Origin of the sequence: Arthrobacter sp. 4R501 (genome assembly GCF_002929755.1) — a bacterium.
Classification (GTDB): domain Bacteria; phylum Actinomycetota; class Actinomycetes; order Actinomycetales; family Micrococcaceae; genus Arthrobacter.
Genome location: NZ_PJIW01000006.1, coordinates 171,748 through 196,170 on the forward strand (window position 1 = coordinate 171,748; position 24,423 = coordinate 196,170).

The window sequence follows — 24,423 nt, forward strand, 5'->3', positions numbered from 1 at the left end:
GTGCGGGATCTGTTAGTTGGCTTCAATGCCCGCTCAACTAGTTTGTGCTTAATCAAGCACCAAGGAGACTGAACAAGTGACGACCCGTATTGGTATCAACGGCTTCGGCCGCATCGGCCGCAACTACTTCCGCGCAGCCCTCGCACAGGGCGCGGACCTGGAGATCGTTGCCGTCAACGACCTCACCAGCCCTGAGGCACTGGCCCACCTGCTTAAGTACGACTCTGTCGGCGGCCGCCTGAAGGAAACCGTTGAGGTCAAGGACGGCAACATCGTCGTCGACGGCAACGTCATCAAGGTTCTCGCCGAACGCGATCCCGCCAACCTGCCCTGGGGCGAGCTGGGCGTTGACATCGTCATCGAGTCCACCGGCTTCTTCACCAAGGCCGCTGCCGCGCAGAAGCACATTGACGCAGGCGCCAAGAAGGTCCTGATCTCCGCACCTGCCTCCGACGAGGACATCACTATCGTGATGGGCGTCAACGAGGGCCTGTACGACAACGCGGCGCACAACATCATTTCCAACGCGTCCTGCACCACCAACTGCCTGGGCCCGCTGGCCAAGGTCCTCAACGACACCTTCGGCATCGAGCGTGGCCTGATGACCACCATCCACGCCTACACGGCTGACCAGAACCTGCAGGACGGCCCGCACAACGACCTCCGCCGTGCCCGTGCCGCCGCCATCAACATGGTTCCCACCTCCACGGGTGCGGCCAAGGCGATCGGCCTGGTCCTGCCCGAGCTCAAGGGCAAGCTGGACGGCTTCGCCATCCGCGTGCCCGTCCCCACCGGCTCGGCCACCGACCTCACCGTCACGGTCTCCCGCGAGACCACCGTCGAGGAAGTCAACGCGGCGCTGAAGAAGGCTTCGGAGTCCGACGAATTCCAGGGCATCCTGACCTACACGGACGCACCGATCGTGTCCTCGGACATCGTCGGGGACCCGGCGTCGTCGATCTTCGACTCCGGCCTGACCAAGGTCATCGGCAACCAGGTCAAGGTTGTTTCCTGGTATGACAACGAATGGGGCTATTCCAACCGCCTCGTGGACCTCACGGAGCTCGTCGCAGCCAAGCTGGGCTAGGGTTAGACACATGACATTCCACACCCTCAACGAACTGATCGCTGAAGGTGTCCGCGGGCGGTACATTCTTGTCAGAAGTGACCTGAATGTGCCGCTCGACGGCTCTACAGTGACTGACGACGGCCGCATCAAGGCCTCTCTGCCAGTACTGGGAAAGCTCACGGACGCCGGTGCCCGCGTGCTGGTAACAGCCCACCTCGGACGCCCCAAGGGCGCTCCGGAGGAAAAGTACTCCCTCCGGCCTGCCGTAGCGCGGCTCGCCGACCTTGCCGCCTTCAAGGTCTCGCTCGCGCAGGACACCGTGGGCAGCTCCGCTAAGGAACTCGCCGCCTCCCTTCAGGACGGCGAGGTCCTCGTCCTGGAGAACGTGCGCTTCGACGCCCGGGAGACCAGCAAGGACGACGCCGAACGCGGCGCCTTCGCGGATGAACTGGTGGCCCTGACCGGGGCCAACGGCGCCTACGTTGACGACGCCTTTGGTGCCGTGCACCGCAAGCACGCCAGTGTCTACGACGTCGCCACCCGGCTCCCGTCCTACCAGGGCGATCTTGTGCACACCGAGGTGGAGGTCCTGCGGAAGCTGACAGCTGACACGCAGCGGCCCTACGTGGTGGTGCTCGGCGGCTCCAAGGTCTCCGACAAGCTGGCGGTCATCGACAACCTCATCGGCAAGGCCGACACCATCCTGGTGGGCGGCGGCATGCTCTTCACGTTCCTGGCAGCAGAGGGCCACAGCGTGGCCGGCAGCCTCCTGGAAGAAGACCAGATCCCGGTTGTCCAGGACTACCTGAAACGCGCTGCCGGAGCCGGCACCGAATTCATTGTGCCCACCGACGTTGTGGTGGCCGGTAAGTTCGCGTCCGACGCTGACTACGAGACTGTCCCCGCGGACGGCATCGAAGGCAGCAGCTTCGGTGCCCAGGGCATCGGCCTGGACATTGGACCGGACTCTGCAGCCGCTTTTGCGGACCGCATCAAGGGCGCCAAAACGGTGTTCTGGAACGGGCCCATGGGCGTCTTTGAATTCGAAGCATTCTCCGGCGGAACCCGCGCCGTGGCCCAGGCCCTCACCGAGGTCGACGCGTTCACCGTGGTCGGCGGCGGCGACTCCGCTGCCGCCGTGCGGACGCTCGGCTTCGCTGACGACCAGTTCGGTCACATTTCCACCGGCGGCGGCGCCAGCCTGGAGTATCTCGAAGGCAAGGAACTCCCGGGACTCAGCGTCCTGGACCGTTAGGAACCTGGACTGCCAAGTCCTCCGGCCGGCAGGGTGCCCGCGGGCACCCTGCCGGCCGCACACATATCAAGTACTTTTGGAGAACACGTGACTACGTCAACGAACGGCGCTTTTGACCGCACGCCTCTCATTGCAGGCAACTGGAAGATGAACATGGACCATGTCCAGGGCATCACCCTCCTGCAAAAACTGGCCTGGACCCTGTCCGACGCCAAGCACGACTACACCCGGGTTGAGGTGGCCGTCTTCCCGCCATTCACCGACCTCCGCGGCGTACAGACCCTCGTCCAGGGAGATGAACTGGACATAGCCTACGGCGGCCAGGACCTCTCCCAGTTCGACTCGGGCGCCTACACCGGCGACACGTCCGGCCAGTTCCTGAACAAGCTGGGCTGCCGCTACGTCCTGGTGGGGCACAGTGAACGCCGCACCATCCACCAGGAATCCGACGAAGTGCTCAACGCCAAGGTCAAGGCAGCGTTCAAGCACAGTGTCACTCCGGTCCTTTGCGTGGGGGAAGGCCTGGAAATCCGCCAGGCCGGCACGCATGTCGAGCACACGCTGACACAGCTCCGGGCGAACGTCGCCGGTTTGACGGCCGAGCAGGCGGCAGAGCTTGTGGTGGCCTACGAGCCCGTTTGGGCCATCGGCACCGGTGAAGTAGCCGGGCCGGAGGACGCCCAGGAAATGTGCGCCGCCATCCGCGCTGAACTGGCCACGCTCTTCGGCGATGACGTTGCGGCGAAGATCCGTCTGCTCTACGGCGGCTCGGTCAAGGCCAATAATGTCGCCGCGATCCTGAAGGAACGCGACGTCGACGGCGTGTTGGTCGGCGGGGCAAGCCTCGATCCCGCGGAGTTTGCTAATATTGTCAGGTTCGAGAGTCACCTGGTGACGGACTAGTCCGTCACTAAACTCCAGACTCCCGCAATTCCAATCTTCTGAAAGGCCGTCGTGGACGTTCTTCATGTCATTCTGCAGATTCTCCTGGGCATCACCAGCCTTCTGCTGACCCTGCTTATCCTCCTCCACAAGGGCCGGGGTGGCGGGCTGTCGGACATGTTCGGCGGCGGTATGAGTTCCGGCCTCAGCTCCTCCGGCGTGGCCGAGCGGAACCTGAACAGGTTCACGGTCATTCTGGGCGTTACCTGGGGCGTCGTGATCATCGCCCTTGGCCTGGTCATGCGCTTCAGCGGCGCAGGGGACTCATAGCTCCTGCAACTGATCGTCGCCCGGCACTGCCGCGATGGGGATCTCCGAACTAAACTGTGGCTGTTGGATTCCAACAGCCACAGTTTAGTTTAAACAGCGTCGTTTAAGCAGCCAGGAGACCCGATGGTACATAGTGCATCAGCGTTCCGCGGCACCCGGGTGGGTGTCACAGAAGGAGCCGGTCCCAAGAACCAGTCAGAAGCTGCCCCGGGCGAAAGGGTGCCCCGGATCCAGGTTTCCTTTTGGTGCGCCAAGGGGCATGAAACCCAGCTAGTCTTCCTGCGGCTGCCGGATGAGCAGCTTCCCACCGTCTGGGACTGCCGGCGATGCGGGGCTCCGGCATCCAGAGACGGCAAGGAAGCCGACCTGCCCGATCCGCTGGACGAAGGCTTCAAAACCCACCTTGAATACGTTAAAGAGCGGCGCTCCGACCAGGACGCCGACGCTGTCCTGGCCAGAGCGCTGGAAAAACTACGCGCCGGTGGCGTCCTTCCGGACGAGCTGCCGCGGGACCCGTGAGGCCGCGTTTTCATCGATAAGCCACAACGTGCGTGAGGTTCCCCGCGGCCCCGCCGCCGGAACCTGCACCGGGTTGGCGCCCGCCAGCGCCAGGCCCACCGCACCGGCCTTGTCCTCGCCGGCCACCACCATCCAGACCTCGGCAGCAGTGTTTATGGCGGGAAGCGTGAGCGAAATCCGCTGGGGCGGCGGCTTGGGGGAATTGCGCACGCCAACCACTGTCCGCTCCTTCTCCCGGATTCCGCCCTGCTCCGGGAAAAGCGAGGCAATGTGGGCGTCCGGGCCAACGCCCAGCAGCACAACGTCCAGCCGCGGCAGTACTCCCGGTTCGTCCGGACGGTTATCGGACATGTCGGCAGCGTGTTCGGCCCGGGCTGCTTCCCGGAGCCTGCGCGCGTAGTCCTCGGCGGCTTCTTCGGGCGTGTCGAAGTCATCCGAGGAGGCAGGCTGGTTGATCCTTGCAGGATCAACCGGAATGCTCGACAGGAGTGCAGCAAACGCCTGCCTCGTATTCCGGTCGGGATGGTCCGCGGCAACAAAGCGCTCGTCACCCCACCAAAAGTTCACCCTGGACCAGTCCACGGCCGGCGCTGCCGGCGAATCCGCAACAGCCTTCAGCGTTCCGATGCCGACTGTGCCGCCGGTCAGCACCACCGTGGCCTCACCGTGCTTGTCCTGCACATCCACCAGCTTGGTGATCAGGCGGGCCGCAATGGCGGCCATCAGGACGGACGAATCAGGATGGATGCTAACTCTTGGCTCAACGCTCACTGGGTCGGACGCTCCTTAGATTGGTACGTGGCAGTCCAATAGTAATCACTTCGCCGAACACTTCGTCGGGGTCGAGGCGGCGGAGCTCTTCGGCGAGGCAGTCTTTGAGGCTGCGGCGCGGCAGGGAGATGCGCTGGGCGGGCTGTCCGGGCTGGGTCAGTTCGGCGACGGAGAGTCCGGGGCGGAAGAGCTGCACGTCGCCGCTGTGGCGGGTGAGCCTTACGCGGCGGATGCCTGTGCCGGCGGGGTCCGCGACGATGGTCACGGGCGCGTCCAGGGCCAGGGTCAGCCAGGCCGCGAGCAGGATCGTGGACGGGGAGTCGGAGGCGCCTTCCACGGCCACGGCGGTGACGGGTGAGGAGTCCACCTGATCCAGGACCGCCGCGAGCTGGATCCGCCAGTTCGTCAGCCGGGTCCAGGCGAGGTCGGTGTCGCCGGCCTTGTACGTGGCCCGGATGTTCTCCAGCGCCATTTGAGGATCGGCTTCGTTCGCGGAGTCGGTGATCCGGCGGTGCGCGATCCGGCCCACGGAGGTTTCGCAGGCGTTCTCCGGTGCCCCGTGCGGCCACCAGGCCACGATCGGTGCGTCCGGCAGGAGCAGGGCCGCGACCAGGGATTCGCTTTCGTGCGCGAGCTCGCCGTAACCGCGCAGCACGATCACCTCCGAGGCGCCGGCGTCACCGCCGACCCGGATCTGCGCGTCGAGCCGGTTCGGAGCCTCAGAGCCGGCGTCGGCGAGGACGATGATCCGGCAGGGGTGTTCGCGGCTGGCCTCGTTCGCGGCCTCAATCGCTTCTTCCTCGAGCCCGGAGCGGGTCACGACCACCAGGGTCAGGACCCGGCCCAGGGCAATCACGCCGCCCTGCTCACGCAGGGCGGTGATCTTCTTGGAGATCTTCGAGGTGGTGGTGTCCGGCAAATCTACAATCATGGCCTTCTCCAGGTTCGTCCGTCGCGGGCCAGAAGTTCATCCGCCGAGGCAGGGCCCCAGGACCCCGGGGCGTAGGGCTCCGGCTGCTCAGCCAGCCCGGCCCAGTAGTCTTCAAAGGGGTCCAGGATCTTCCAGGACAGCTCCACTTCCGCGTGCCGGGGGAACAGGGGAGGCTCGCCGAGCAGCACATCGAGGATGAGCCGCTCATACGCTTCCGGGGACGATTCGGTGAACGAGTGACCGTAACCGAAGTCCATGGTCACGTCGCGGACTTCCATCTGTGTTCCCGGGACCTTGGACCCGAACCGGATGGTCGCACCCTCGTCGGGCTGGACCCGGATCACCACGGCGTTCTGGCCGAAGTCATCCTCACCATGGTCACGGAAGAGCAGGTTCGGGGCGCGTTTGAACACCACCGCGATCTCCGTCACCCGGCGGCCCAGGCGCTTGCCCGCCCGGAGGTAGAACGGAACACCGGACCAGCGGCGGGTATGGATGTCCACCCGGATCGCCGCGAACGTCTCGGTGGTCGAATCCGCGGGGATGCCGTCTTCCTCCAGGTAGCCCTGGACCTGTTCCCCGCCCTGCCAGCCGCCGGCGAACTGCCCGCGCGCCGAATGCGTGGAGAGGTCGTCCGGGAGCTTGACCGCAGCCAGGACCTTTTCCTTCTCCGCCCGCAGGTCGTCGGCGTTGAAGGAAATGGGCTCCTCCATCGCCGTCAACGCCAGCAGCTGCAGCAGGTGGTTCTGGATGACGTCGCGGGCCGCGCCCACACCGTCGTAATACCCGGCCCGGCCGCCCGTGCCGATATCCTCGGCCATCGTGATCTGGACATGGTCCACATAATTGGCGTTCCAGAGCGGCTCGAACAGCTGGTTCGCGAAACGCAGCGCCAGGATGTTCTGGACCGTCTCCTTGCCCAGGTAATGGTCGATCCGGAACACCGCATCCGGCGGGAACACCGACTCGACAATGTCGTTCAGCTGCCTCGCCGAGTCCAGGTCATGCCCGAACGGCTTCTCGATCACCACCCGCCGCCACTTCTCGCCCTCAGCCTGCGCCAGGCCGTGCTTGGACAGCTGCCGGCAGACCTGCTCAAACGCCTTCGGCGGGATCGAGAGGTAGAACGCATGATTGCCGCGTGTCCCGCGCTGCTCATCGAGCTCAGCGATCGTGTCACCCAACCGCTCAAAGGCATCATCGTCGTCGAACTCGCCCTGGACAAAACGGATACCCTCGGCGAGCTGGTTCCAGACCGCCTCGTCAAACGGCGTCCGCGAGTACGCCTTCACCGAGGCCTTCACCTCGGCGGCGAACTCCTCGTGCTTCCACGGACGGCGGCCGAAACCCACCAACGCGAAACTCGGCGGCAGCAGCCCCCGGTTCGCGAGGTCATACACGGCCGGCATGAGCTTCTTACGGGCAAGATCCCCCGTCACTCCGAAGAGCACCAACGACGACGGACCGGCAATCCGGTTCAGGCGGCGATCGCGGGGATCCCGGAGCGGATTACGCCCTGGTCGTCCGGAACGCGTCGCGGAATTCCTGCCGTTTTCAGTTTCTGGCATGTCTGCTGTTGAGCCTTAGTTTTCGGTGACGGAAGCTGACCGGGCTGCGAGTGCTGCAATGATCTCCTGCAGCTGCGCAACTCCGGCGGCGCGGTCGGTCAGGTGCAGTCGCAGGACAGGGCGGCCATGGCCGGCCAGGACCTGGGCGTCGCCCGCGGCCTGGGCGGAAATCAGTTCCCCGAACGTGAACGGACGGTCCGGGATGGCCAGGTCTTCCGCAGGAGCGGCCGTGACCTGGAGGAACACTCCGATGGCGGGTCCGCCCTTGTGAAACTGCCCGGTGGAGTGGAGGAACCGCGGGCCCCATCCAAACGTGACGGGACGGCCGCTGACGCCGGCAAGCGGGTCGCGGATGCCTTCCAGCTCTGCGAAGGCCAGCCGGTCAAAGTAGGCATGGACGCTGAGGTAGCTGTCGTCGTCGAGCGTTCCAAGGAGGGCGCCGACGGCTTCCTCCGCCGTGGCTGCCCCACGGAGCCAGTCACCGCCGCGGACTTCGATGGCGCCGTCCACGAAGGCGGCAGGGGTCGGTTCGGGCTGGGCATCCAGCAGGCCGCGGGCGGCAACCTTGGCTGCCTCCACGTCCGGCTGGTCATACGGGTTGATGCCCAGGAGGCGTCCGGCCACGGCAGTGGCGAACTCCCACACCATCATCTGGGTGGCCAGGCCACCCGCGATGGCTACCTCATTGTCACCGAGTTCGATGTCGGCATCCGCGGCTACCAGCCGCACCACCAGGACGTCGGGGGCGCCGGAGGTGACCTCCGGCGACGTGGGACCGGCAACCACCGGCAGGACACCGGTACCGAGCTTGCCCGTGGATTCGGCGATGAGCTGTTCGGCCCAGTCCGCGAAGCCCACAATGCCTGAGCCGTCCTCGGCGATGACAATCTTGTTGCGCAGCGGGTTGGTTCCGCCCAGGGCTGTCCCGAGGGCCAGACCGATGTTCTCGGCGGCGTCCTCGTTCAGGATCTCGGCGGCTTCTTCGGCCTCATCCAGGAAGGCCTGGATATCCACACCGGCCAGGCCCGAGGGGACCAGCCCGAATGCGGTGAGGGCCGAGTAGCGGCCGCCCACATTCGGATCGGCGTTGAAGACGGCGCGGTAGCCGGCCTCACGCGATGCCTTATCCAGCGGGGAACCGGGATCGGTGACGATGATGATCCGGCTCTTCGCATCGATGCCGGCCTCGGTGAAGGCGTGCTCGAAGATCCGGCGCTGGGAGTCGGTCTCCAGGGTTGAACCGGACTTGGACGAAACCACAATCGCGGTTTCGGCCAGCCGGTCTGCGAGGGCAGCACGGACCTGGTCGGGGTCGGTGCTGTCCAGCACTGTCAGCTCGACGCCAGCGGTGCCGGCGATGACCTCGGGAGCCAGCGAAGATCCGCCCATGCCGCAAAGCACGATGCGGGTCACGCCGTCAGCCTTGAGGGCATCACGGAGCTCGAGGATGCCGGCCACGAGGGCCTGGGAGACGGTGGGCGCCTCCACCCAACCGAGGCGGACAGCGGACTCGGCCTCGGCGTCGAGACCCCACAGGGTGTGGTCCTTGGCGAAGATCCGGGTGGCGATGCGGTCCGCCACGAGGGCGGGCAGGTGCTGCTCGAGTGCCTGCTGCGCGGCACCGGTGGCGTCGTAGCTGAGAGTGCTCATAGTGGGTTAGGAAGCCTTCCGTGCAGCGGCAAGGGCACCTTCGACGTCGCCCAGGAGTTCCTTCCAGCTGGCCACGAACTTGTCCAGGCCTTCGGATTCGAGGAGGGCGACAACCTCGTTGTAGGAGATGCCCAGCGCGTCCAGCGCGTCCAGCGTGGCGTTGGCCTCGATGTACGTGCCGGAGACGGTGTCGCCGGTGACGACGCCGTGGTCGAACGTGGCATCCAGGGTCTTCTCCGGCATGGTGTTCACGACGCCGGGAGCGGCCAGTTCGGTCACGTACAGGGTGTCCGGGTAGGCCGGGTCCTTGACGCCGGTGGAGGCCCACAGCGGACGCTGGGGGAGCGCGCCGGCTTCAGCCAGAAGTGCCCAGCGCTCGGTGGCGAAGAGCTCCTCGTAGACCTGGTACGCCAGGCGTGCGTTGGCCACGCCTGCCTTGCCCTTGAGTGCCTTGGCCTCGTCGGTGCCGATGGCGTCAAGGCGCTTGTCGATTTCGGAGTCCACGCGGGACACGAAGAACGACGCGACCGAGTGGATCTTGGACAGGTCGTGGCCGTTGTCCTTGGCCTGCTCCAGGCCGGACTGGAAGGCATTGATGACGGCGCGGTAGCGCTCGAGCGAGAAGATCAGGGTCACGTTGACGCTGATGCCCTCGGCCAGCGTCGCGGTGATCGCTTCGAGGCCTTCAAGGGTTGCCGGGATCTTGATGTGGACGTTGTCCTTGTTGACCTTCTTGTACAGGTGCTTGGCTTCGGCAATGGTGCCGGCCGTGTCCCAGGCAAGGCGCGGGTCAACTTCGATGGACACGCGGCCGTCAACGCCGTTGGTGGCTGCTGCCACCGGTGCGAAGAGGTCGCAGGCGTCGGCGACGTCGGTGGTGGTGATTTCGAAGATGGTCTCCTCGACGCTGGCGCCGGCTGCTGCCTGCGCCGCGATAATGGCGTCGTAGTCCGTGCCGGCCGTGATGGCGGCGTGAAAGATGGACGGGTTGGTGGTCACACCAACAACGTTCTTCTCTTCGATCAGCTTCTGCAGCGTGCCGGTCTCAAGGCGGCTGCGGGAAAGGTCATCGAGCCAGATGGATACTCCGGCGTCGGAGAGCTGCTGTGTAGGGGTAGTCATGGTGATATCTCCTAAAATCTGGTTCAGGCCTGCAGGCCAGCGAGGGAGTCCTTGGCAGCGGCGGCGACAGCCACCGCGGTGATGCCGAACTCCTGGAAAAGGCGCTTGTAGTCGGCGGAAGCGCCATAGTGCTCGAGCGAGATGGAACGGCCGGCGTCGCCGACGAATTCCCTCCAGCCCAGGGCCAGCCCTGCCTCGACGGAGACCCGGGCCTTGACGGCAGCGGGGAGCACGGACTCGCGGTAAGCGGCGTCCTGCTTGTTGAACCACTCCACGCACGGCATTGAGACAACGCGGGCAGCGATGCCTTCAGCCTGGAGGGCTTCGCGGGCCTGGACGGCCAGCTGGACCTCGGAGCCGGTGCCGATCAGGATCACGTCGGCGGGGACGGTGGCGCCGTCCTTGGAAGCTTCAGCCAGGACGTAGCCGCCCTTGGCGACGCCGGAAACGGAACCGAACGTGTCGCCGTCGGCTTCGCTTTCACCACGGGCATAGGTGGGGATGTTCTGGCGGGTCAGGACAATGCCGGCAGGGTTCTCGTGGTTCTCCAGCATGGTCTTCCATGCCACCGCGACCTCGTTGGCGTCGCCGGGGCGGACCACGTCCAGGCCCACGATGGCGCGCAGGGAAGCGAGCTGTTCCACCGGCTGGTGGGTGGGGCCGTCTTCGCCCAGGCCGATGGAGTCGTGCGTCCAGACATACAGGGACGGAACACCCATCAGGGCGCCGAGCCGGATGGCGGGCCGCTGGTAGTCGCTGAAGATCAGGAACGTGCCGGAGAACGCGCGGGTCCGCCCGTGCAGGGCGATGCCGTTCACGATCGATGCCGCGGCGTGCTCACGGATACCGAAGTGCAGGACCCGGCCGTAGGGGTTGCCGGTCCAGGTATCGGTCTGCTTCGAGGCGGGCACGAACGACGGCGAGCCCTCGATGGTGGTGTTGTTGGACTCGGCGAGGTCGGCCGAGCCGCCCCAGAGTTCCGGCATGACCGGTCCGAGTGCGTTCAGGACCTTGCCGGACGCGGCGCGGGTGGAGACGTCCTTGCCGGCCGGGAAGACCGGAAGCGCGGCGTCCAGGCCGTCGGGCAGTTCGCGGGCCTCGATGCGCTGCAGGAGTGCAGAGCCTTCGGGGTTGGCGGCCTGCCAGGCGTTGAACGACTCTTCCCATTCCTTCTTGGCAGCGGCGCCGCGGTCCACGACGGAGCGGGCGTGGGCCAGGACTTCCTGGTCAACGTCGAAGGACTTGGCGGGGTCGAAGCCCAGCACGGACTTCAGGCCTGCGACTTCCTCTGCACCCAGTGCGGAACCGTGGATCTTGCCCGTGTTCTGCTTCTTGGGCGCCGGGTAGCCGATGATGGTGCGCAGCGAGATGATGGAGGGCTTGGACGTCTCTGCCTTGGCGGCGAGCAGTGCGGAGTAAAGCTCCTGCACGTCCTCTTTGTATTCGCCGGTCTTGGTCCAGTCGACGCGCTGCGTGTGCCAGCCGTACGCCTCGTAGCGCTTGAGGACATCCTCGGTGAACGAGATGTCGGTGTCGTCCTCGATGGAGATGTGGTTCTCATCGTAGACAACTACAAGGTTGCCCAGTTCCTGGTGGCCGGCCAGCGAGGACGCCTCGGAAGTGACGCCTTCCTGCAGGTCCCCGTCGGAGGCGATAACCCAGATGGTGTGGTCGAAGGGGCTTTCGCCGGCCGCAGCATCGGCGTCAAACAGGCCGCGCATCCGGCGCTGGGAGTAGGCGAACCCGACCGAGGAGGCAAGGCCCTGGCCCAGCGGCCCGGTGGTGATCTCCACACCAGCGGTGTGCTTGTACTCCGGGTGGCCCGGGGTCAGGGAATCCCAGGTGCGAAGTGCCTCAAGGTCCTTCAGTTCCAGGCCGTAGCCCGACAGGAACAGCTGGATGTAAAGGGTCAGCGACGTGTGGCCGGGAGACAGGATGAACCGGTCGCGTCCCAGCCAGTCCGGGTTGCGCGGGTCGTGGCGCATCAGCTTCTGGAAGAGAAGGTAGGCGGCGGGCGCCAGGCTCATGGCCGTGCCCGGGTGGCCGTTACCGACCTTCTCGACGGCATCCGCAGCCAGAACGCGGATAGTGTCCACCGCGCGCTGGTCCAAGCTGGTCCATGACAGTTCTTGCTCTTCCAAATGTGGCACGAAAACCGGGCCCCTCTCTGTGCTGATGGTGGGCGGTACACGGGATCCGTTTCGGGGCACGCTATGGTGCCCGCTGCGGTGTGTACCAGCCGTTCACCATCGAAACGTTGATCTATCATTCAGCAGGGCTATGGGAACGCGTTATCCAACGCTTTTCTGCCGCTTGCTGATCTGGTGACAGCTTAGCTCGATTCCACTCTGCGGTCAGCGCAAATCTCACCTTTTGGACGCAATTTCCCCTTATGTGAATCGCCATTTCGTGAGGTTGAGTTAATCTGCTCGAATCACCCTGCGCACAATCATCAGGGCCTAATCAGGGGGCATCTGTTACAAATGCGCACGGTATGATATTTAGAGGCCGACGCCGGTAGCCGAGCCCTTTCGGGGCGGCGGCAGACCCGGGCCGTTGCCGGGACCTCTTCTGATGACCATTGGTGGGCTGCCTGGCGAACGGCCGCAAGACACAGCTGCACCGCCAGACAGAACTGCCAACCAGAACGGGTGACTGCCACCGTGAGCACAACAGATACGCCGCTTAATGCTTCCCGCACCAGAGGGGGAGCCGGGTTCGCCCGTAAGGCCAAGGCGTATTTCGCCCTCACCAAGCCGCGTGTCATTGAGTTGCTGCTGGTCAGCACCCTGCCCACCATGATCTACGCCGAGCGCGGCTTCCCGCCGATCGGCCTAATCCTGGCCACGCTGGTCGGCGGCGCGTTTGCTGCCGGCAGTGCCGGTGCCTTCAACTGCTACCTTGACCGCGACATCGACAAACTGATGCACCGGACTGAGAACCGTCCGCTCGTCACCGGCGAGGTGACCCCGCGTGAGGCGCTGGTGTTCTCCTGGCTGCTCGGGGCATCCGCCATCGTTATTCTCTGGTTCGGCGCCAACCCGCTGGCCGCGTGGCTCGGGTTGGCCGCAATTTTCTTCTATGTAGTCATCTACACCATCATCCTCAAGCGCCGCACCGCACAGAACATTGTGTGGGGTGGAGCTGCGGGCTGCTTCCCGGTGCTGATTGCATGGGCCGCCGTGACCAATACCGTCGAATGGCCGGCCGTCATCCTGTTTATGGTCATCTTCCTCTGGACGCCGCCGCACTACTGGCCGCTTTCGATGCGTTACGGCGAGGACTACCGCAACGCGAATGTGCCCATGCTTGGGGCAATTGCCGGCGCCAAGGTGGTTTCCGTCCAGGTGGTCCTCTACGCCTGGGCCATGGTGGCCTGCTCGCTGCTGCTGGTCCCCGCCGGTGGCGCGGGCTGGGTCTACACGGCCACCGCAGTGTTGGCGGGTGCATGGTTCCTTTACGAGTCGCACTCCCTCTACAACCGGGCGCAGCGCGAGGACATCTCGGACAAGCGCGCCATGAAGGTCTTCCACGGCTCCATCAGTTACCTGACGCTGCTGTTCATCGCATTGGCCGTGGATCCGTTCGTCGGATCAGCGATCATCGGTTAACAGCACCCCCACCCAACGCTCTCTCACTACTTGTGTGGGTTTTTTACCGACCCTCAATCAGTACCTGCAGCTTTCTTAGCGACCCTCTCTCACCAACGGTGGAGGAGGGTCGCTTCTTTGTCTCCGGGAGGTCGGGGAAGATCCTGCGAAACACCACATGCAGTGAGAGAGGGTCTGCCCACTTCCTGCATTAAGTGAGAAAGGGTCCTTAAATGCGGGGTGCCACGGTTCGTCGGGAACCGTGGCACTCCTGATGGGCAAAAACAGTGGAGGCTACGTGACCGGGCTCGAGCGGGCGAGGTCGGCGGAGTTCGCTGCCGCGCTCATCAGCAACGCGGCGCCGAGCATGTGGGCGCCCACCAGCAACGCGGGGATACCGTTGTAGTACTGGGTGAAGCCGATGACGGCCTGCAGCAGGGTCACGGAAAGCAGCAGCAGGACGGACGTGCGGAACGGGCCCTGGATCCGGCGGACAATGACCAGCACCAGTGCAAACAGTGTGCCGGCCGTGATCACGTACGCCGGAACGGCATGGATGTGGGAGAACAGGTCCCAGTCGAGGCCGTTGCGTGGAGCATCGGCGTCACCGGCGTGGGGACCGGAGCCGGTTACCACTACGCCGAGCATTACGGCGAGGGCGGAGAAAAGCCCGACGGCGGCAGTCACCGGACGCATAACGCCCGGCAACGCGGGGAGCTGGACACCGGCATGGCGGCCCGTCCTGCCATAGGCCCGGTTGACGAGAAGCGTGGCAATCACCACGAGGGCCATGGACACGAGGAAGTGCAGGCCCACCACCCACGGATTGAGGTTGGTCAGCACGGTGATGCCACCGATCACCGCCTGTGCCGGGATGCTGGCCAGCAGGCCCAGCGCCAGCAGGAAGAGGTCCCGGCGCTCCTTGCGAAGGTTCCACAAGTACACCAGCATGGCCAGCGCAACCGCCGCCAGGGCAAACGTCAGGAGCCGGTTGCCGAACTCAATGAAGCCGTGGATCCCCATTTCGGCCGTGTTGACCAAAGAGGTCTCGGTGCAGCGCGGCCAGGTGGGGCAGCCGAGGCCGGATGCAGTCAGCCGCACCGCGCCGCCTGTCACCACCAGCAGCGTCTGGCCAACCAGGGACGCCACCGCGAGGCGGCGGACGCTGTCGTCCACGGTTCGGGGCAGCCTCGCGATAAGGCGGCCGGCGATCTGGGGGAGGCGTGAAGCCGTACTCACGGATATCTCAATTCCACTTGAACCAACGGATGGCTGCTGCTCCGGCAAGAACCGTCCAGAGCAGCAGGATAAGCGCGGCGCCGCCGTTCAGCGAGCCGTGCAGGAAAGCTTCGCGCATGGCCTCGCCGAGTGCGCCGGAGGGCAGGTAGTGGACCGCTCCCTGTGCCAGTGCGGGCAGACGTTCCGCGGGAATAACTATCCCTCCCAGGGCGCCCAGCAGGATCCACAGCAGATTGGTGATGGCGAGGGTTGCCTCGGGCCGGACCGTGCCTGCCACCAGGAGCCCCAGCGCGGTGAACGCCACGGCGCCCAGGGCCAGTAGCGACAGCCCAGGGAGCCAGCCGGAGGCAGGCGGCTGCCAGCCCAACGGAAGCGCCACCAGCGTCACCACTGCCACCTGGAGGCAGAGCACCGCCAGGACTGCCAGCACCTTACCCGCGATGAGGCCTTCGCGGCCCAGGGGTGTGGTGGACAGGAACCGGAGAACCCCGTACCGCCGGTCAAAGCCGGTGGCGATGCCCTGCCCGGTGAAGGCCGTGGACATGGCGCACAATGCCAGGATGCCGGGGACGGCCACATTGATGCGGCTGGCTCCGAAACCGTCCAGGAAGGGAGTGACAGTGAGCCCCACCAGCGCCAGAAGCGGCAGGACGACTGCAAGGATCAGCTGCTCGCCGTTCCGGAGCATGGCCAGTGATTCGTACTTACCCTGCAGCAGGATGCGGCGCAGCAGCGTGGCTGGTGCTCCCTGGGCGGCGGTGGCTGCGGGAGCCGTCATCGGAGGTCCTTTCCCGAGATGTCGAGGAAGACATCTTCCAGGCTTCGTGCCGCCAGGCTCATGGAACCGGGCATCACGCCGTGGGCAGCCCACCAGGCGGTCAACGACGCGAGATCGTGGGGTGTCAATGCACCCGAGGCCACGTAGCTTCCGGCCCGCGTTTCAGAGACGGCGATGGCATCGGGCAGCACGCCGGTGAAATCCAGCCCCGGGGGAGCCTCGAACACCAGGGTGCGGACGTGGTCGGTGCCGGCCTCCATAGCCGGGTCCCGCTGCAGCAGCTGGGAAACTGTCCCCTCGGCGACGTTCCTGCCGGCGTCGATGATGTACACGTAGTCCGCCAGCCGCTGGGCGTCGTCCATCAGGTGTGTTGTCAGGATGATGCCCATCCCGGACGCCCGCAGTTCCGAGATCAGCTCGAAGACCAGTTGCCGGGACTGGGGATCCAGGCCGGCGCTGGGCTCGTCCAGGAAAAGGACTTCCGGATTGCCGATCAGTGCTGCGGCGAGGGCCAGACGCTGCTTCTGCCCACCGGAGAGTCTGCGCACGCTGGTCCTGGCGAAAGTATCAATGCCGAGCCGTTCCACGAGTTCGTCAACGGAGCGGGGCCTCGCGTACATTCCGGCGATGTGCCGGAGGAGCGGGATGGGACGGGCCGACGGCGGTAGGCCGCCGTCCTGGAGCATCACGCCTACGCGGGACCGCAGGTCGGCGCCCGCTCGGCCCGGATCCTGGCCGAGCAGCGAGATGCTGCCGCCGCTGCGCTTCTGCAGGCCCTGGGCGCATTCGATGGTGGTGGTTTTGCCGGCTCCATTGGCGCCCAGGAGGGCCGTGACCTGGCCGCGTTCGGCCATAAGGGATACGCCGTTGACCACCCGGAGCATTTTTCCGTCCAGGCTGGCCAGCGGACCAACATCCTTAATTAACCCGCTGATGGACAGAACCGGGGATTCGGGGGATCGCACCCCAGCATTCTACGTGATGTAGTACTGGCGGCCCCGCAGTGGACCCCGGCCGCAGGTCAGCCTGACCTTACTAGTACGGGGGAGTAAATTACGACATGATTGTGTTGTGTATTCCATGACCAATGCTGCTGCTGTGCCGTTTGCCGGGCACCGAGCGCCGCGTACCGCCGCTGACCGCGGCCACGTGGCCGCTGTGCCGGTGGCGGACTCGGACGAGCGTACCCGGGACCGGGTCCTTGGTGCGGTGCTGGAGCACGGCCCCATCAGTGCGGCGGAACTCGGCGACATGCTCGGTTTCACACCCGCCGCGGTCCGGAGGCATCTTGATCATCTGGCCCGCAGCGGGGATATTGAGGTCAAGCGCGTGGCCAAGGCCGGCGCAGGCGCGGGACGTCCCGCCCGCCGCTACGTCCTGAGTTCGCAGGGCCAGTCCACGCTTGGCAACGATTACCTCGACATCGCTACCTTGGCGCTCAAGCAGCTCCAAGCAGTGGCGGGCGACGACGCCGTCCGCGCGTTCGCCGTCGAACGTTTTGCCGACATGGAACGCCGGTACGCACCGGAGGTCGAGCAGGCCGGACCGGACATCACCGCCAGGGCGCAGGCACTGTCCGCGGCGCTGAGCCGGGATGGCTTCGTGGCGTCGGCCGCGTCGATCGAGGCCAAGGCCCCGCTGCCGGCAGCACTGTCCAGCGTCCAGCTGTGCCAGGGGCATTGCCCCATCCAGCAGCTCGCCGCCCAGTTCCCGGTCTTCTGCGACGTGGAGACCGAAGTGTTCTCCCGTCTCGTCGGCGTCGACGTGCGCCGCCTGTCCACGCTGGCGCGCGGCGGACACGTCTGCACCACCCACATACCCACAGGCCGGCTGGCTGCCGGGGGACCCCAGGTCCCGCAGACAGCCCCCGCCAGCCTGGATGAAGTAACCAACCATCAGCAAGAAAGGCCGTGATGACGGACCAACTATCAGAGAAAGCGGTAGCCGAAGACACTGTGATCTCGGAGATTCTGCAAAAGAATCCCGAGCTCCACGGCATCGGCACGTACGAGTACGGCTGGTCCGACAAGAACGACGTCGGTGCCAACGCCCGCCGCGGTATCAATGAAGAAGTCGTTCGTGACATCTCGGCCAAGAAGAGCGAGCCCCAATGGATGCTCGATCTCCGGCTCAAGGGCCTGAAGTACTTCGACCGCAAGCCCATGCCCACCTGGGGTGCAGACCTCTCCGGCATCGACTTCGACAACATCAAGTACTTCGTGCGGTCCACCGAGAAGCAGGCCACCAGCTGGGAGGACCTGCCCGATGACATTAAGAACACGTACGACAAGCTCGGCATCCCTGAGGCCGAAAAGCAGCGCCTGGTTTCCGGCGTCGCCGCCCAGTACGAGTCCGAGGTTGTCTACCACCAGCTGCGTGAGGACCTTGAAAAGCAGGGCGTCATCTTCCTGGACACCGACACCGCGCTGCGCGAACACCCGGAGATCTTCCAGGAGTACTTCGGCACCATCATTCCCGTGGGCGACAACAAGTTCGCGTCGCTGAACACGGCCGTCTGGTCCGGCGGTTCCTTTGTGTACGTCCCCAAGGGCGTCCACGTGGACATTCCGCTGCAGGCATACTTCCGTATCAACACGGAAAACATGGGCCAGTTCGAGCGCACCCTGATCATCGCCGACGAGGACTCCTACGTCCACTACATCGAAGGCTGCACCGCTCCGATCTACACCTCGGACTCGCTGCACTCCGCCGTAGTGGAAATCATCGTGAAGAAGGGCGCCCGCGTCCGCTACACCACCATCCAGAACTGGTCCACCAACGTGTACAACCTGGTGACCAAGCGTGCCATCTGCGAAGAAGGCGCCACCATGGAATGGGTCGACGGCAACATCGGCTCCAAGGTCACCATGAAGTACCCGGCCGTTTACCTCGTAGGTGAGCACGCCAAGGGCGAGACCCTGTCCATCGCCTTCGCCGGCGCCGGCCAACACCAGGACACCGGCTCGAAGATGGTCCACATCGCGCCGAACACCAAGAGCTCCATCATTTCCAAGTCCGTGGCCCGCGGCGGCGGGCGTGCTGCCTACCGCGGCCTGGTCCAGGTCCGTGAAGGTGCCAAGCACTCGGCGAACACCGTCCGTTGCGACGCGCTGCTGGTGGATACCATCAGCCGTTCTGACACCTACCCGTACATCGACATCCGTGAGGATGACGTGGTGATGGGCCATGAAGCAACTGTTTCCCGGGTCAGCGAAGAGCAGCTCTTCTATCTGATGTCCCGCGGCATGCGCGAAGACGAGGCCATGGCGATGATCGTCCGTGGCTTCATCGAGCCCATCGCCCGCGAACTCCCGATGGAGTACGCACTTGAGCTGAACCGCCTGATTGAACTGCAGATGGAAGGGTCCGTCGGATAACGATGACTGAAATCACTACTGAAAAGGCCCGCATCGGCGCGCCCTCGGCCCAGCCGTTTATTAACGGTTTCACGGAAGAGGGCGAAAGCCTGTCCCCGATCAATTCGGCCACGTCCAAGGCCCCATTGGCCGGCGAAGCGGTCAAGCGCCACTCGCATGGCGGCGGCGTCGGCATTCCGGACAGCTCACGTGCCGGCCGGCTGACCTCGTACAACCTGGCTGATTTCAAGCCGCTCACCGGGCTTGAGGAAGACTGGCGCTTCACCCCCCTCAAGCGCCTTCGTGGCCTGCACAGCGAGGTCCTGTCAGGGGCGGCTCCCACCGTCACCGTCAGCGGCCCGGAGCAGGTCACGGTTGAGACCGTGGCACGCGGCGATAAGCGCATCGGTTCCGCCGGCATCCCGGAGGACCGCGTGTCCGCCAACGCCTGGGAGAACTTCAGCGAAGCCACCGTCCTCACCATCCCGGCCGAGTTTGAAGCAGACACCGAGGTCACCGTCGTGATCGAAGGCACCTCCACGGAGGCAGCCGCCCAGCACCTGGTAATCGTGGCGGAGAAATTCTCCAAGGCCGTTGTGGTCCTGAACCACCAGGGCTCGGCCGTTGTGTCCGAAAACATCGAAATCGTTGTTGAAGACGGCGCCAACCTCACGGTTGTCTCGCTCCAGGAATGGAACGACGACGCCGTCCACGCCTCCTCCCAGCAGGCAAAGATCGGCCGCGACGCCAAGTTCAAGCACATCGTGGTCAGCCTCGGCGGGGACCTGGTCCGGGTCACGCCGTCGACCCGTTTCACCGCCCCCGGCGGTGAAGCGGAAATGTTCGGCCTGTACTTCGCCGACGCCGGCCAGCACCTGGAGCAGCGGCTCTTTGTTGACCACGCGGTGGCGAACTGCACCTCCAACGTGCTCTACAAGGGCGCGTTGCAGGGCCGCAACGCCCACGCTGTGTGGGTAGGCGACGTCCTGATCCGCAAGGAAGCCGAAGGCACCGACAGCTACGAGGCCAACCGCAACCTGCTGCTCACGGACGGCGCCCGCGCCGACTCCGTGCCGAACCTCGAGATCGAAACCGGTCTGATCAAGGGCGCCGGCCACGCCAGCGCCACCGGCCGGCTGGACGACGAGCACCTGTTCTACCTCATGGCCCGCGGCATCCCCGAGGATGTTGCCCGCCGCCTGGTGGTCCGTGGCTTCCTGCACGAGATCATCCAGCAGATCAAGGTACCGGCCCTCGAAGAGCGGCTCACCGAGGCTGTTGAGCGCGAACTCGCCGTGACGAACAACTAGACGGCGCGGAAAACAGATGACTGACCAGCCAAAGGGCGAATTTGTCTGCAAGACAGATGAAATCCAGCTCAAGCAGGCGCTCCGGATCCTGATCGATGACTACCCTGTAGCCATCGTGAAGGACTCCATGGGAGACATCCACGCCATCGGGGACACCTGCTCGCACGCGGACATCTCACTGTCCGAGGGTGAAGTGGAAGGGTGCATGATCGAATGCTGGGGCCACGGCTCCCAGTTCGACCTGCGCAGCGGCGAGCCGCTCCAGCTGCCCGCCTACGATCCCGTCCCGGTGTTCGCCGTCGAGATCGTCGGCGACGAGGTGTACGTGGACTTCACGAACGTGCTCAACGGAGCGGAAGCCCCGAACTTCAGCTAGCAGCATCCCCGGCGCGAGCCGGACACCAAGCAACAGAATCAAACTTCCAGATACAGACCGCACCACCGCCGGAGGGCGCGGTGCAGAGGAGAACAAGACCTATGTCTACTCTTGAGATCAAGGACCTGCACGTCAGCATTGACACGGAGCAGGGCACCAAGGAGATCCTGAAGGGCGTCAGCCTGACCATCAAGACCGGTCAGACCCACGCCATCATGGGCCCCAACGGTTCGGGCAAGTCCACCCTGGCCTCCACCATTGCCGGGCACCCGCGCTACAAGGTCACCCGCGGAACCATCACGCTCGACGGCGAAGATGTCCTCGCGATGACCGTTGACCAGCGTGCCCGCGCCGGCGTCTTCCTGGCCATGCAGTACCCCGTGGAGGTCCCCGGTGTCAGCATGACCAACTTCCTGCGCACCGCCAAGACCGCCATCGACGGCGAAGCACCCAAGCTGCGTACCTGGACCAAGGACGTCAAGGCGGCCATGGCCCAGCTGCGCATCGATGCAGACTTCGCCGAGCGCAACGTCAACGAAGGCTTCTCCGGTGGCGAGAAGAAGCGAGTTGAGATCCTCCAGCTGGAGCTCTTCAAGCCGAAGTTCGCCATCCTGGACGAGACCGACTCGGGCCTGGACGTTGACGCCCTGAAGGTTGTCTCCGAAGGCGTCAACCGTGCACACGAAACGGGCAACATGGGCACGCTGCTCATCACGCACTACACCCGCATCCTGCGCTACATCAAGCCTGACTTCGTCCACGTCTTCGTCGACGGCCAGGTTGTCGAAGAAGGCGGCCCGGAGCTGGCTGACCGCCTCGAAGACGAAGGCTACGACCGGTACGCCACGGGCGCCGGCGCAGCCACCATCGCTGCTGCCGCACAGGCCTAGATAGGACTTGCCATGACCGAAATCAATGCGGCCCGCACGGGCCTCGAAGATGTCGAAGAGGCGCTCAAGGACGTCATCGACCCGGAACTCGGTGTGAACATCGTGGACCTCGGGCTGCTGTACGGCCTGAAGTACTCCGACGACGACGGCGCGCTGCTGATCGACATGACGCTCACCACGGCCGCCTGCCCGCTCACCGATGTCATCGAGGAGCAGGTAGGCAAGTCGCTTGACGGCGTCGTTGACGACTGGCGCCTGAACTGGGTGTGGATGCCGCCGTGGGGTCCGGAGCGGATCACCGATGACGGCAAGGACCAGATGCGGGCCCTCGGCTTCAACATCTAAGTTTTCACCGCTTAAAGCACGACGACGGCCGGTCACCTCCCCCGCGGAGGTAGCCGGCCGTCGTCGTCCTCGATGGAATCAGAGGCTGGGCGCCGAGAAAGTGTCGCACTGGTTGATGTCGCCGGTCTGGTAGCCGGTGTAGAACCATTTCTGCCGCTGTTCGCTGGACCCGTGCGTCCAGGCCTCGGGTGAGACCCGTCCGGTGGCGGCTTCCTGGATCCGGTCATCGCCCACCGCTGACGCTGCGGACAGGGCATCGTTCAGGTCCTGCTGGGTGATCGGTTCCAGGAACGGCTGGCCGTCGGGTCCGGGCTGGGTTGAGGCGTGCTTTACCCAGAGGCCGGCATAGCAGTCGGCCTGGAGTTCCACGCGGACGGCACCGGACTCGGGCCCCTGCGGGTCCTGCTGCGCGCGGTCGATGTACCCCAGCACGTTCTGGATGTGGTGGCCGAATTCGTGCGCCACCACGTACTCCTGCGCCAGGGGACCTCCCGAGGATCCGAAGCGGTCCACGAGATCCTGGAAGAACCCGGGATCGAAGTAGGCGGTGCTGTCAGCCGGGCAGTAGAAGGGGCCCACCGCGCTGGATGCCGTCCCGCACGCGCTGTTGACGGCCTGGTCGAAGATCACGGTCTCCGGCTGCGGGTACTGCACGTTGTATTGCTGGAGATACGCGGGCCAGAACGCGTTCAGGCTGTTCACGGTGCCGGTGATCCGGCAGTCCAGCCGCGCGTCGGCGTCGGCGCCTGTGGTGCAGGCCGGGGCCGTGCCCTGGTTCTGATCCGCCGTGCCAGCCCCGCCGGTCAGGCCTTCGAGCAAGGCGGGGTTGACGCCGAGGAGCACGGCTATCAGCAGGACGATTCCGCCACCGATGCCGCCGCCGACTTTGGCCCCACGGCCCATGCCACGCCGGTCCTGGACCTGGGAAGGGTCCAGCTGCACGTTGTCATTGAAGCTCATGAAGTCACAATAGCCGTTACCGGCACCACCGAAGCGGAGTCCGGCCGGTAAAGTTGGGACGATGCCTTTTCTCGATAGAATCCAGCGCTGGGCCGAAGAACGCCCCCATGACACCGCCGTCGTGGTGGCGGGCCGGCGCCTGCGCTGGGCTGAACTCCGGGACGCCGCCGCCGCCGCCCTTCCAGGGACAGCTGCCGTCACCGTGCTTGCGGAGGCCAACTCCGTCGAGTTCGCCGCAAGGTTCGCCGCAGCCGTTGCCGGCCGGCGGCAATGCGCCGTCCTGGACCCGACCTGGCCGGAGTCCCTGCACCAGGAGATCGTTCAAAGGCTGGCGGAGTCGGCCAAGCCCGGGACGGTTTCCGCAGCGGATGCCTTGGCGGACGGGCCGCCGGACTCGACGTTCCTGATCGGACTCACCTCCGGCACCACGTCAGTGCCCAAGGCGTTTACCCGGTCCAGGCAGTCCTGGCGGCAGTCCTTTGACGCGTCCGTGGCGTTCTTCGGCCTCGCCCAGGACGACGTCACGCTCGCGCCCGGGCCCTTGGCCGCCAGCCTTAACCTCTATGCCCTGGCTGAGTGCCTCTACGCCGGCTCGGAATTCCAGACGCTGGAGAGTTTCGATGTCGGTGATGTCCACGCCGCCATCAGGCACGACGGCGTGACCCGGCTCATCCTCGTGCCCACCATGCTGCGGCTGCTCAGTGAGCGCGGCCTGACCGGCGGCGTGGATGCCTCTGGCATCCGTACCATCATCTGCGCCGGCTCGAAGCTGGACGCACGCACCCTGGAAGCAGCACGGCGCTGGGCGCCGAACGCCACCATGTTCGAGTACTACGGCGCGTCCGAACTGAGCTTTGTCTCCGGTGTGGGGCTGGCGGCGGGGGAGCTCCTGGACGCCGGGGGAACAGGCATCGGACACCCGTTCCCTGGCGTGGACGTCAGAATCCTGGACGATGAGGGTTCCGAACTGCAGGACGGCGAAGCCGGCAATATCTGTGTCCGCAGCGGCATGGTCAGCAACGGCTACCTGTGGGGTGACGACGGCCAGGCGCTGCGCTCCTTCAACGGCTGGTTCACGGTGGGGGACCAGGGCTACCTCGCCGACGGCGAACTGCACATCCTGGGCCGGCGCGCCGACATGATCCTGACCTCGGGAAAGAACGTCTATCCGCACGAAGTGGAACTCGCCCTGGCGTCCGTGCCGGGGGTGGCTGCTGCGGTGGCCGCCGGAATACCCGATGATCTCCGCGGCCAGCGGGTGGTCGCCGGCGTCGTTCCTTCCCATGGCGGCGTCACGGCCACGCAGCTGAAGGCCGGACTCGAAAACATCCTGCCGCGGGACAAGCGGCCCCACCAGTACTTCGCACTCTCCGAACTCCCCACCACGGACCGTGGAAAGGTCAGCCGGAACACTCTCCTCGACTGGATCGGCTCCCAGGACCCCAGGGCGCGGCACCTTGACCGCTGACTTGCGGCCCCATG

At 65.3% G+C, this 24,423-nt stretch carries 23 protein-coding genes; 13 read left to right on the forward strand and 10 right to left on the reverse strand.

The genetic code is table 11. The features are described 5' to 3' along the window. Positions 1 to 76 precede the first annotated feature (76 nt). The 5 genes from gap (at position 77) to CXR02_RS07715 (ending at position 4,055) form a co-directional block, all read left to right on the forward strand. On the forward strand, positions 77 to 1,087 hold the full coding sequence (gene gap / locus CXR02_RS07695) for a type I glyceraldehyde-3-phosphate dehydrogenase (RefSeq protein WP_058932523.1): 1,011 nt from the start codon (positions 77 to 79) through the stop codon (positions 1,085 to 1,087). Positions 1,088 to 1,097: 10 nt separating this feature from the next. Beyond that, entirely contained in the window at positions 1,098 to 2,324 is a 1,227-nt protein-coding gene (gene pgk / locus CXR02_RS07700) for a phosphoglycerate kinase (protein WP_104061427.1), read from the forward strand. A gap of 87 nt (positions 2,325 to 2,411) precedes the next feature. Continuing rightward, the gene (tpiA, locus tag CXR02_RS07705; RefSeq protein WP_104061428.1) at positions 2,412 to 3,227 is read left to right on the forward strand and encodes a triose-phosphate isomerase; all 816 of its coding nucleotides are present in this window, start codon (positions 2,412 to 2,414) and stop codon (positions 3,225 to 3,227) included. 51 nt (positions 3,228 to 3,278) lie between these two features. Next, positions 3,279 to 3,536, forward strand: a complete 258-nt coding sequence (gene secG / locus CXR02_RS07710; protein WP_058932520.1) for a preprotein translocase subunit SecG — start codon at positions 3,279 to 3,281, stop codon at positions 3,534 to 3,536. Between the two features lie 123 nt (positions 3,537 to 3,659). Then, entirely contained in the window at positions 3,660 to 4,055 is a 396-nt protein-coding gene (locus tag CXR02_RS07715) for an RNA polymerase-binding protein RbpA (protein ID WP_104061429.1), read from the forward strand. Here CXR02_RS07715 and pgl read toward each other — a convergent pair. From pgl to tkt, 6 genes are read right to left on the reverse strand one after another with little or no spacing between them, the layout of a single operon-like run. Beyond that, positions 4,008 to 4,826 carry a 6-phosphogluconolactonase gene (gene pgl, locus CXR02_RS07720; protein ID WP_104061430.1) on the reverse strand — a complete coding sequence of 273 codons (819 nt, stop codon included), beginning with the start codon at positions 4,824 to 4,826 and terminating at the stop codon, positions 4,008 to 4,010. The two genes, CXR02_RS07715 and pgl, sit on opposite strands and share 48 nt — an antisense overlap. Further along, on the reverse strand, positions 4,816 to 5,757 hold the full coding sequence (locus CXR02_RS07725; protein WP_104061431.1) for a glucose-6-phosphate dehydrogenase assembly protein OpcA: 942 nt from the start codon (positions 5,755 to 5,757) through the stop codon (positions 4,816 to 4,818). The genes pgl and CXR02_RS07725 overlap by 11 nt, the downstream gene beginning before the upstream one ends. Further along, positions 5,754 to 7,325, reverse strand: a complete 1,572-nt coding sequence (gene zwf / locus CXR02_RS07730; protein WP_104061432.1) for a glucose-6-phosphate dehydrogenase — start codon at positions 7,323 to 7,325, stop codon at positions 5,754 to 5,756. The genes CXR02_RS07725 and zwf overlap by 4 nt, the downstream gene beginning before the upstream one ends. A gap of 15 nt (positions 7,326 to 7,340) precedes the next feature. After that, a complete protein-coding gene (locus CXR02_RS07735) occupies positions 7,341 to 8,975 on the reverse strand; it encodes a glucose-6-phosphate isomerase (RefSeq protein WP_104061433.1) in 1,635 nt (544 codons plus the stop codon). Between the two features lie 6 nt (positions 8,976 to 8,981). Continuing rightward, a complete protein-coding gene (tal, locus tag CXR02_RS07740; RefSeq protein ID WP_104061434.1) occupies positions 8,982 to 10,097 on the reverse strand; it encodes a transaldolase in 1,116 nt (371 codons plus the stop codon). Between the two features lie 23 nt (positions 10,098 to 10,120). Next, entirely contained in the window at positions 10,121 to 12,238 is a 2,118-nt protein-coding gene (gene tkt, locus CXR02_RS07745) for a transketolase (RefSeq protein ID WP_104061435.1), read from the reverse strand. A gap of 510 nt (positions 12,239 to 12,748) precedes the next feature. Here tkt and CXR02_RS07750 point away from each other — a divergent pair. Beyond that, entirely contained in the window at positions 12,749 to 13,708 is a 960-nt protein-coding gene (locus tag CXR02_RS07750) for a heme o synthase (protein WP_104061436.1), read from the forward strand. Between the two features lie 273 nt (positions 13,709 to 13,981). Here the strand turns inward: CXR02_RS07750 and CXR02_RS07755 are convergent, their stop codons facing one another. From CXR02_RS07755 to CXR02_RS07765, 3 genes are read right to left on the reverse strand one after another with little or no spacing between them, the layout of a single operon-like run. Further along, positions 13,982 to 14,926: a heme A synthase gene (locus CXR02_RS07755; protein WP_104061437.1), complete on the reverse strand. Its 945-nt coding sequence runs from the start codon at positions 14,924 to 14,926 to the stop codon at positions 13,982 to 13,984. 7 nt (positions 14,927 to 14,933) lie between these two features. Then, the gene (locus CXR02_RS07760) at positions 14,934 to 15,704 is read right to left on the reverse strand and encodes an ABC transporter permease (RefSeq protein ID WP_104061438.1); all 771 of its coding nucleotides are present in this window, start codon (positions 15,702 to 15,704) and stop codon (positions 14,934 to 14,936) included. Next, positions 15,701 to 16,669 (reverse strand): ABC transporter ATP-binding protein, encoded by a 969-nt coding sequence (locus CXR02_RS07765; protein ID WP_104061439.1) that lies wholly within the window; start codon positions 16,667 to 16,669, stop codon positions 15,701 to 15,703. The genes CXR02_RS07760 and CXR02_RS07765 overlap by 4 nt, the downstream gene beginning before the upstream one ends. A 106-nt stretch (positions 16,670 to 16,775) precedes the next feature. Here CXR02_RS07765 and CXR02_RS07770 point away from each other — a divergent pair, with 106 nt between their 5' ends. The 6 genes from CXR02_RS07770 to CXR02_RS07795 all read left to right on the forward strand — a co-directional run bounded on the left by CXR02_RS07770 (position 16,776) and on the right by CXR02_RS07795 (position 21,981). After that, entirely contained in the window at positions 16,776 to 17,618 is an 843-nt protein-coding gene (locus tag CXR02_RS07770) for a metalloregulator ArsR/SmtB family transcription factor (RefSeq protein WP_258060865.1), read from the forward strand. Further along, positions 17,618 to 19,081 (forward strand): Fe-S cluster assembly protein SufB, encoded by a 1,464-nt coding sequence (sufB, locus tag CXR02_RS07775; protein WP_104061440.1) that lies wholly within the window; start codon positions 17,618 to 17,620, stop codon positions 19,079 to 19,081. Before CXR02_RS07770 ends, sufB begins: the two co-directional genes overlap by 1 nt. Before the next feature lie 2 nt (positions 19,082 to 19,083). Further along, entirely contained in the window at positions 19,084 to 20,370 is a 1,287-nt protein-coding gene (sufD, locus tag CXR02_RS07780; RefSeq protein WP_104061441.1) for a Fe-S cluster assembly protein SufD, read from the forward strand. A 16-nt stretch (positions 20,371 to 20,386) separates the two neighbouring features. Next, entirely contained in the window at positions 20,387 to 20,746 is a 360-nt protein-coding gene (locus CXR02_RS07785) for a non-heme iron oxygenase ferredoxin subunit (RefSeq protein ID WP_056339825.1), read from the forward strand. Positions 20,747 to 20,847: 101 nt separating this feature from the next. Then, positions 20,848 to 21,636 (forward strand): Fe-S cluster assembly ATPase SufC, encoded by a 789-nt coding sequence (gene sufC / locus CXR02_RS07790; protein WP_104061442.1) that lies wholly within the window; start codon positions 20,848 to 20,850, stop codon positions 21,634 to 21,636. Between the two features lie 12 nt (positions 21,637 to 21,648). Further along, a complete protein-coding gene (locus CXR02_RS07795; RefSeq protein WP_056339832.1) occupies positions 21,649 to 21,981 on the forward strand; it encodes a metal-sulfur cluster assembly factor in 333 nt (110 codons plus the stop codon). 78 nt (positions 21,982 to 22,059) lie between these two features. Here CXR02_RS07795 and CXR02_RS07800 read toward each other — a convergent pair whose 3' ends face one another. Beyond that, entirely contained in the window at positions 22,060 to 22,941 is an 882-nt protein-coding gene (locus CXR02_RS07800) for a neutral zinc metallopeptidase (RefSeq protein ID WP_104061443.1), read from the reverse strand. A gap of 61 nt (positions 22,942 to 23,002) precedes the next feature. On the opposite strand from CXR02_RS07800, the gene CXR02_RS07805 reads away from it, so the two are divergent. Next, positions 23,003 to 24,409: a class I adenylate-forming enzyme family protein gene (locus CXR02_RS07805; protein WP_104061444.1), complete on the forward strand. Its 1,407-nt coding sequence runs from the start codon at positions 23,003 to 23,005 to the stop codon at positions 24,407 to 24,409. The last annotated feature ends 14 nt before the right edge of the window (positions 24,410 to 24,423 follow it).

Bases quoted from the DNA above. Each gene is read 5' to 3' on its own strand.
- zwf (WP_104061432.1), bottom strand. From the start codon at position 7,325: ATGCCAGAAACTGAAAACGGCAGGAATTCCGCGACGCGTTCCGGACGA.
- CXR02_RS07760 (WP_104061438.1), bottom strand. From the start codon at position 15,704: ATGACGGCTCCCGCAGCCACCGCCGCCCAGGGAGCACCAGCCACGCTG.
- CXR02_RS07735 (WP_104061433.1), bottom strand. From the start codon at position 8,975: ATGAGCACTCTCAGCTACGACGCCACCGGTGCCGCGCAGCAGGCACTC.
- sufB (WP_104061440.1), top strand. From the start codon at position 17,618: ATGACGGACCAACTATCAGAGAAAGCGGTAGCCGAAGACACTGTGATC.
- CXR02_RS07795 (WP_056339832.1), top strand. From the start codon at position 21,649: ATGACCGAAATCAATGCGGCCCGCACGGGCCTCGAAGATGTCGAAGAG.
- pgk (WP_104061427.1), top strand. From the start codon at position 1,098: ATGACATTCCACACCCTCAACGAACTGATCGCTGAAGGTGTCCGCGGG.
- CXR02_RS07725 (WP_104061431.1), bottom strand. From the start codon at position 5,757: ATGATTGTAGATTTGCCGGACACCACCACCTCGAAGATCTCCAAGAAG.
- CXR02_RS07785 (WP_056339825.1), top strand. From the start codon at position 20,387: ATGACTGACCAGCCAAAGGGCGAATTTGTCTGCAAGACAGATGAAATC.
- CXR02_RS07800 (WP_104061443.1), bottom strand. From the start codon at position 22,941: ATGAGCTTCAATGACAACGTGCAGCTGGACCCTTCCCAGGTCCAGGAC.
- CXR02_RS07715 (WP_104061429.1), top strand. From the start codon at position 3,660: ATGGTACATAGTGCATCAGCGTTCCGCGGCACCCGGGTGGGTGTCACA.
- sufD (WP_104061441.1), top strand. From the start codon at position 19,084: ATGACTGAAATCACTACTGAAAAGGCCCGCATCGGCGCGCCCTCGGCC.
- CXR02_RS07805 (WP_104061444.1), top strand. From the start codon at position 23,003: ATGCCTTTTCTCGATAGAATCCAGCGCTGGGCCGAAGAACGCCCCCAT.
- sufC (WP_104061442.1), top strand. From the start codon at position 20,848: ATGTCTACTCTTGAGATCAAGGACCTGCACGTCAGCATTGACACGGAG.
- tal (WP_104061434.1), bottom strand. From the start codon at position 10,097: ATGACTACCCCTACACAGCAGCTCTCCGACGCCGGAGTATCCATCTGG.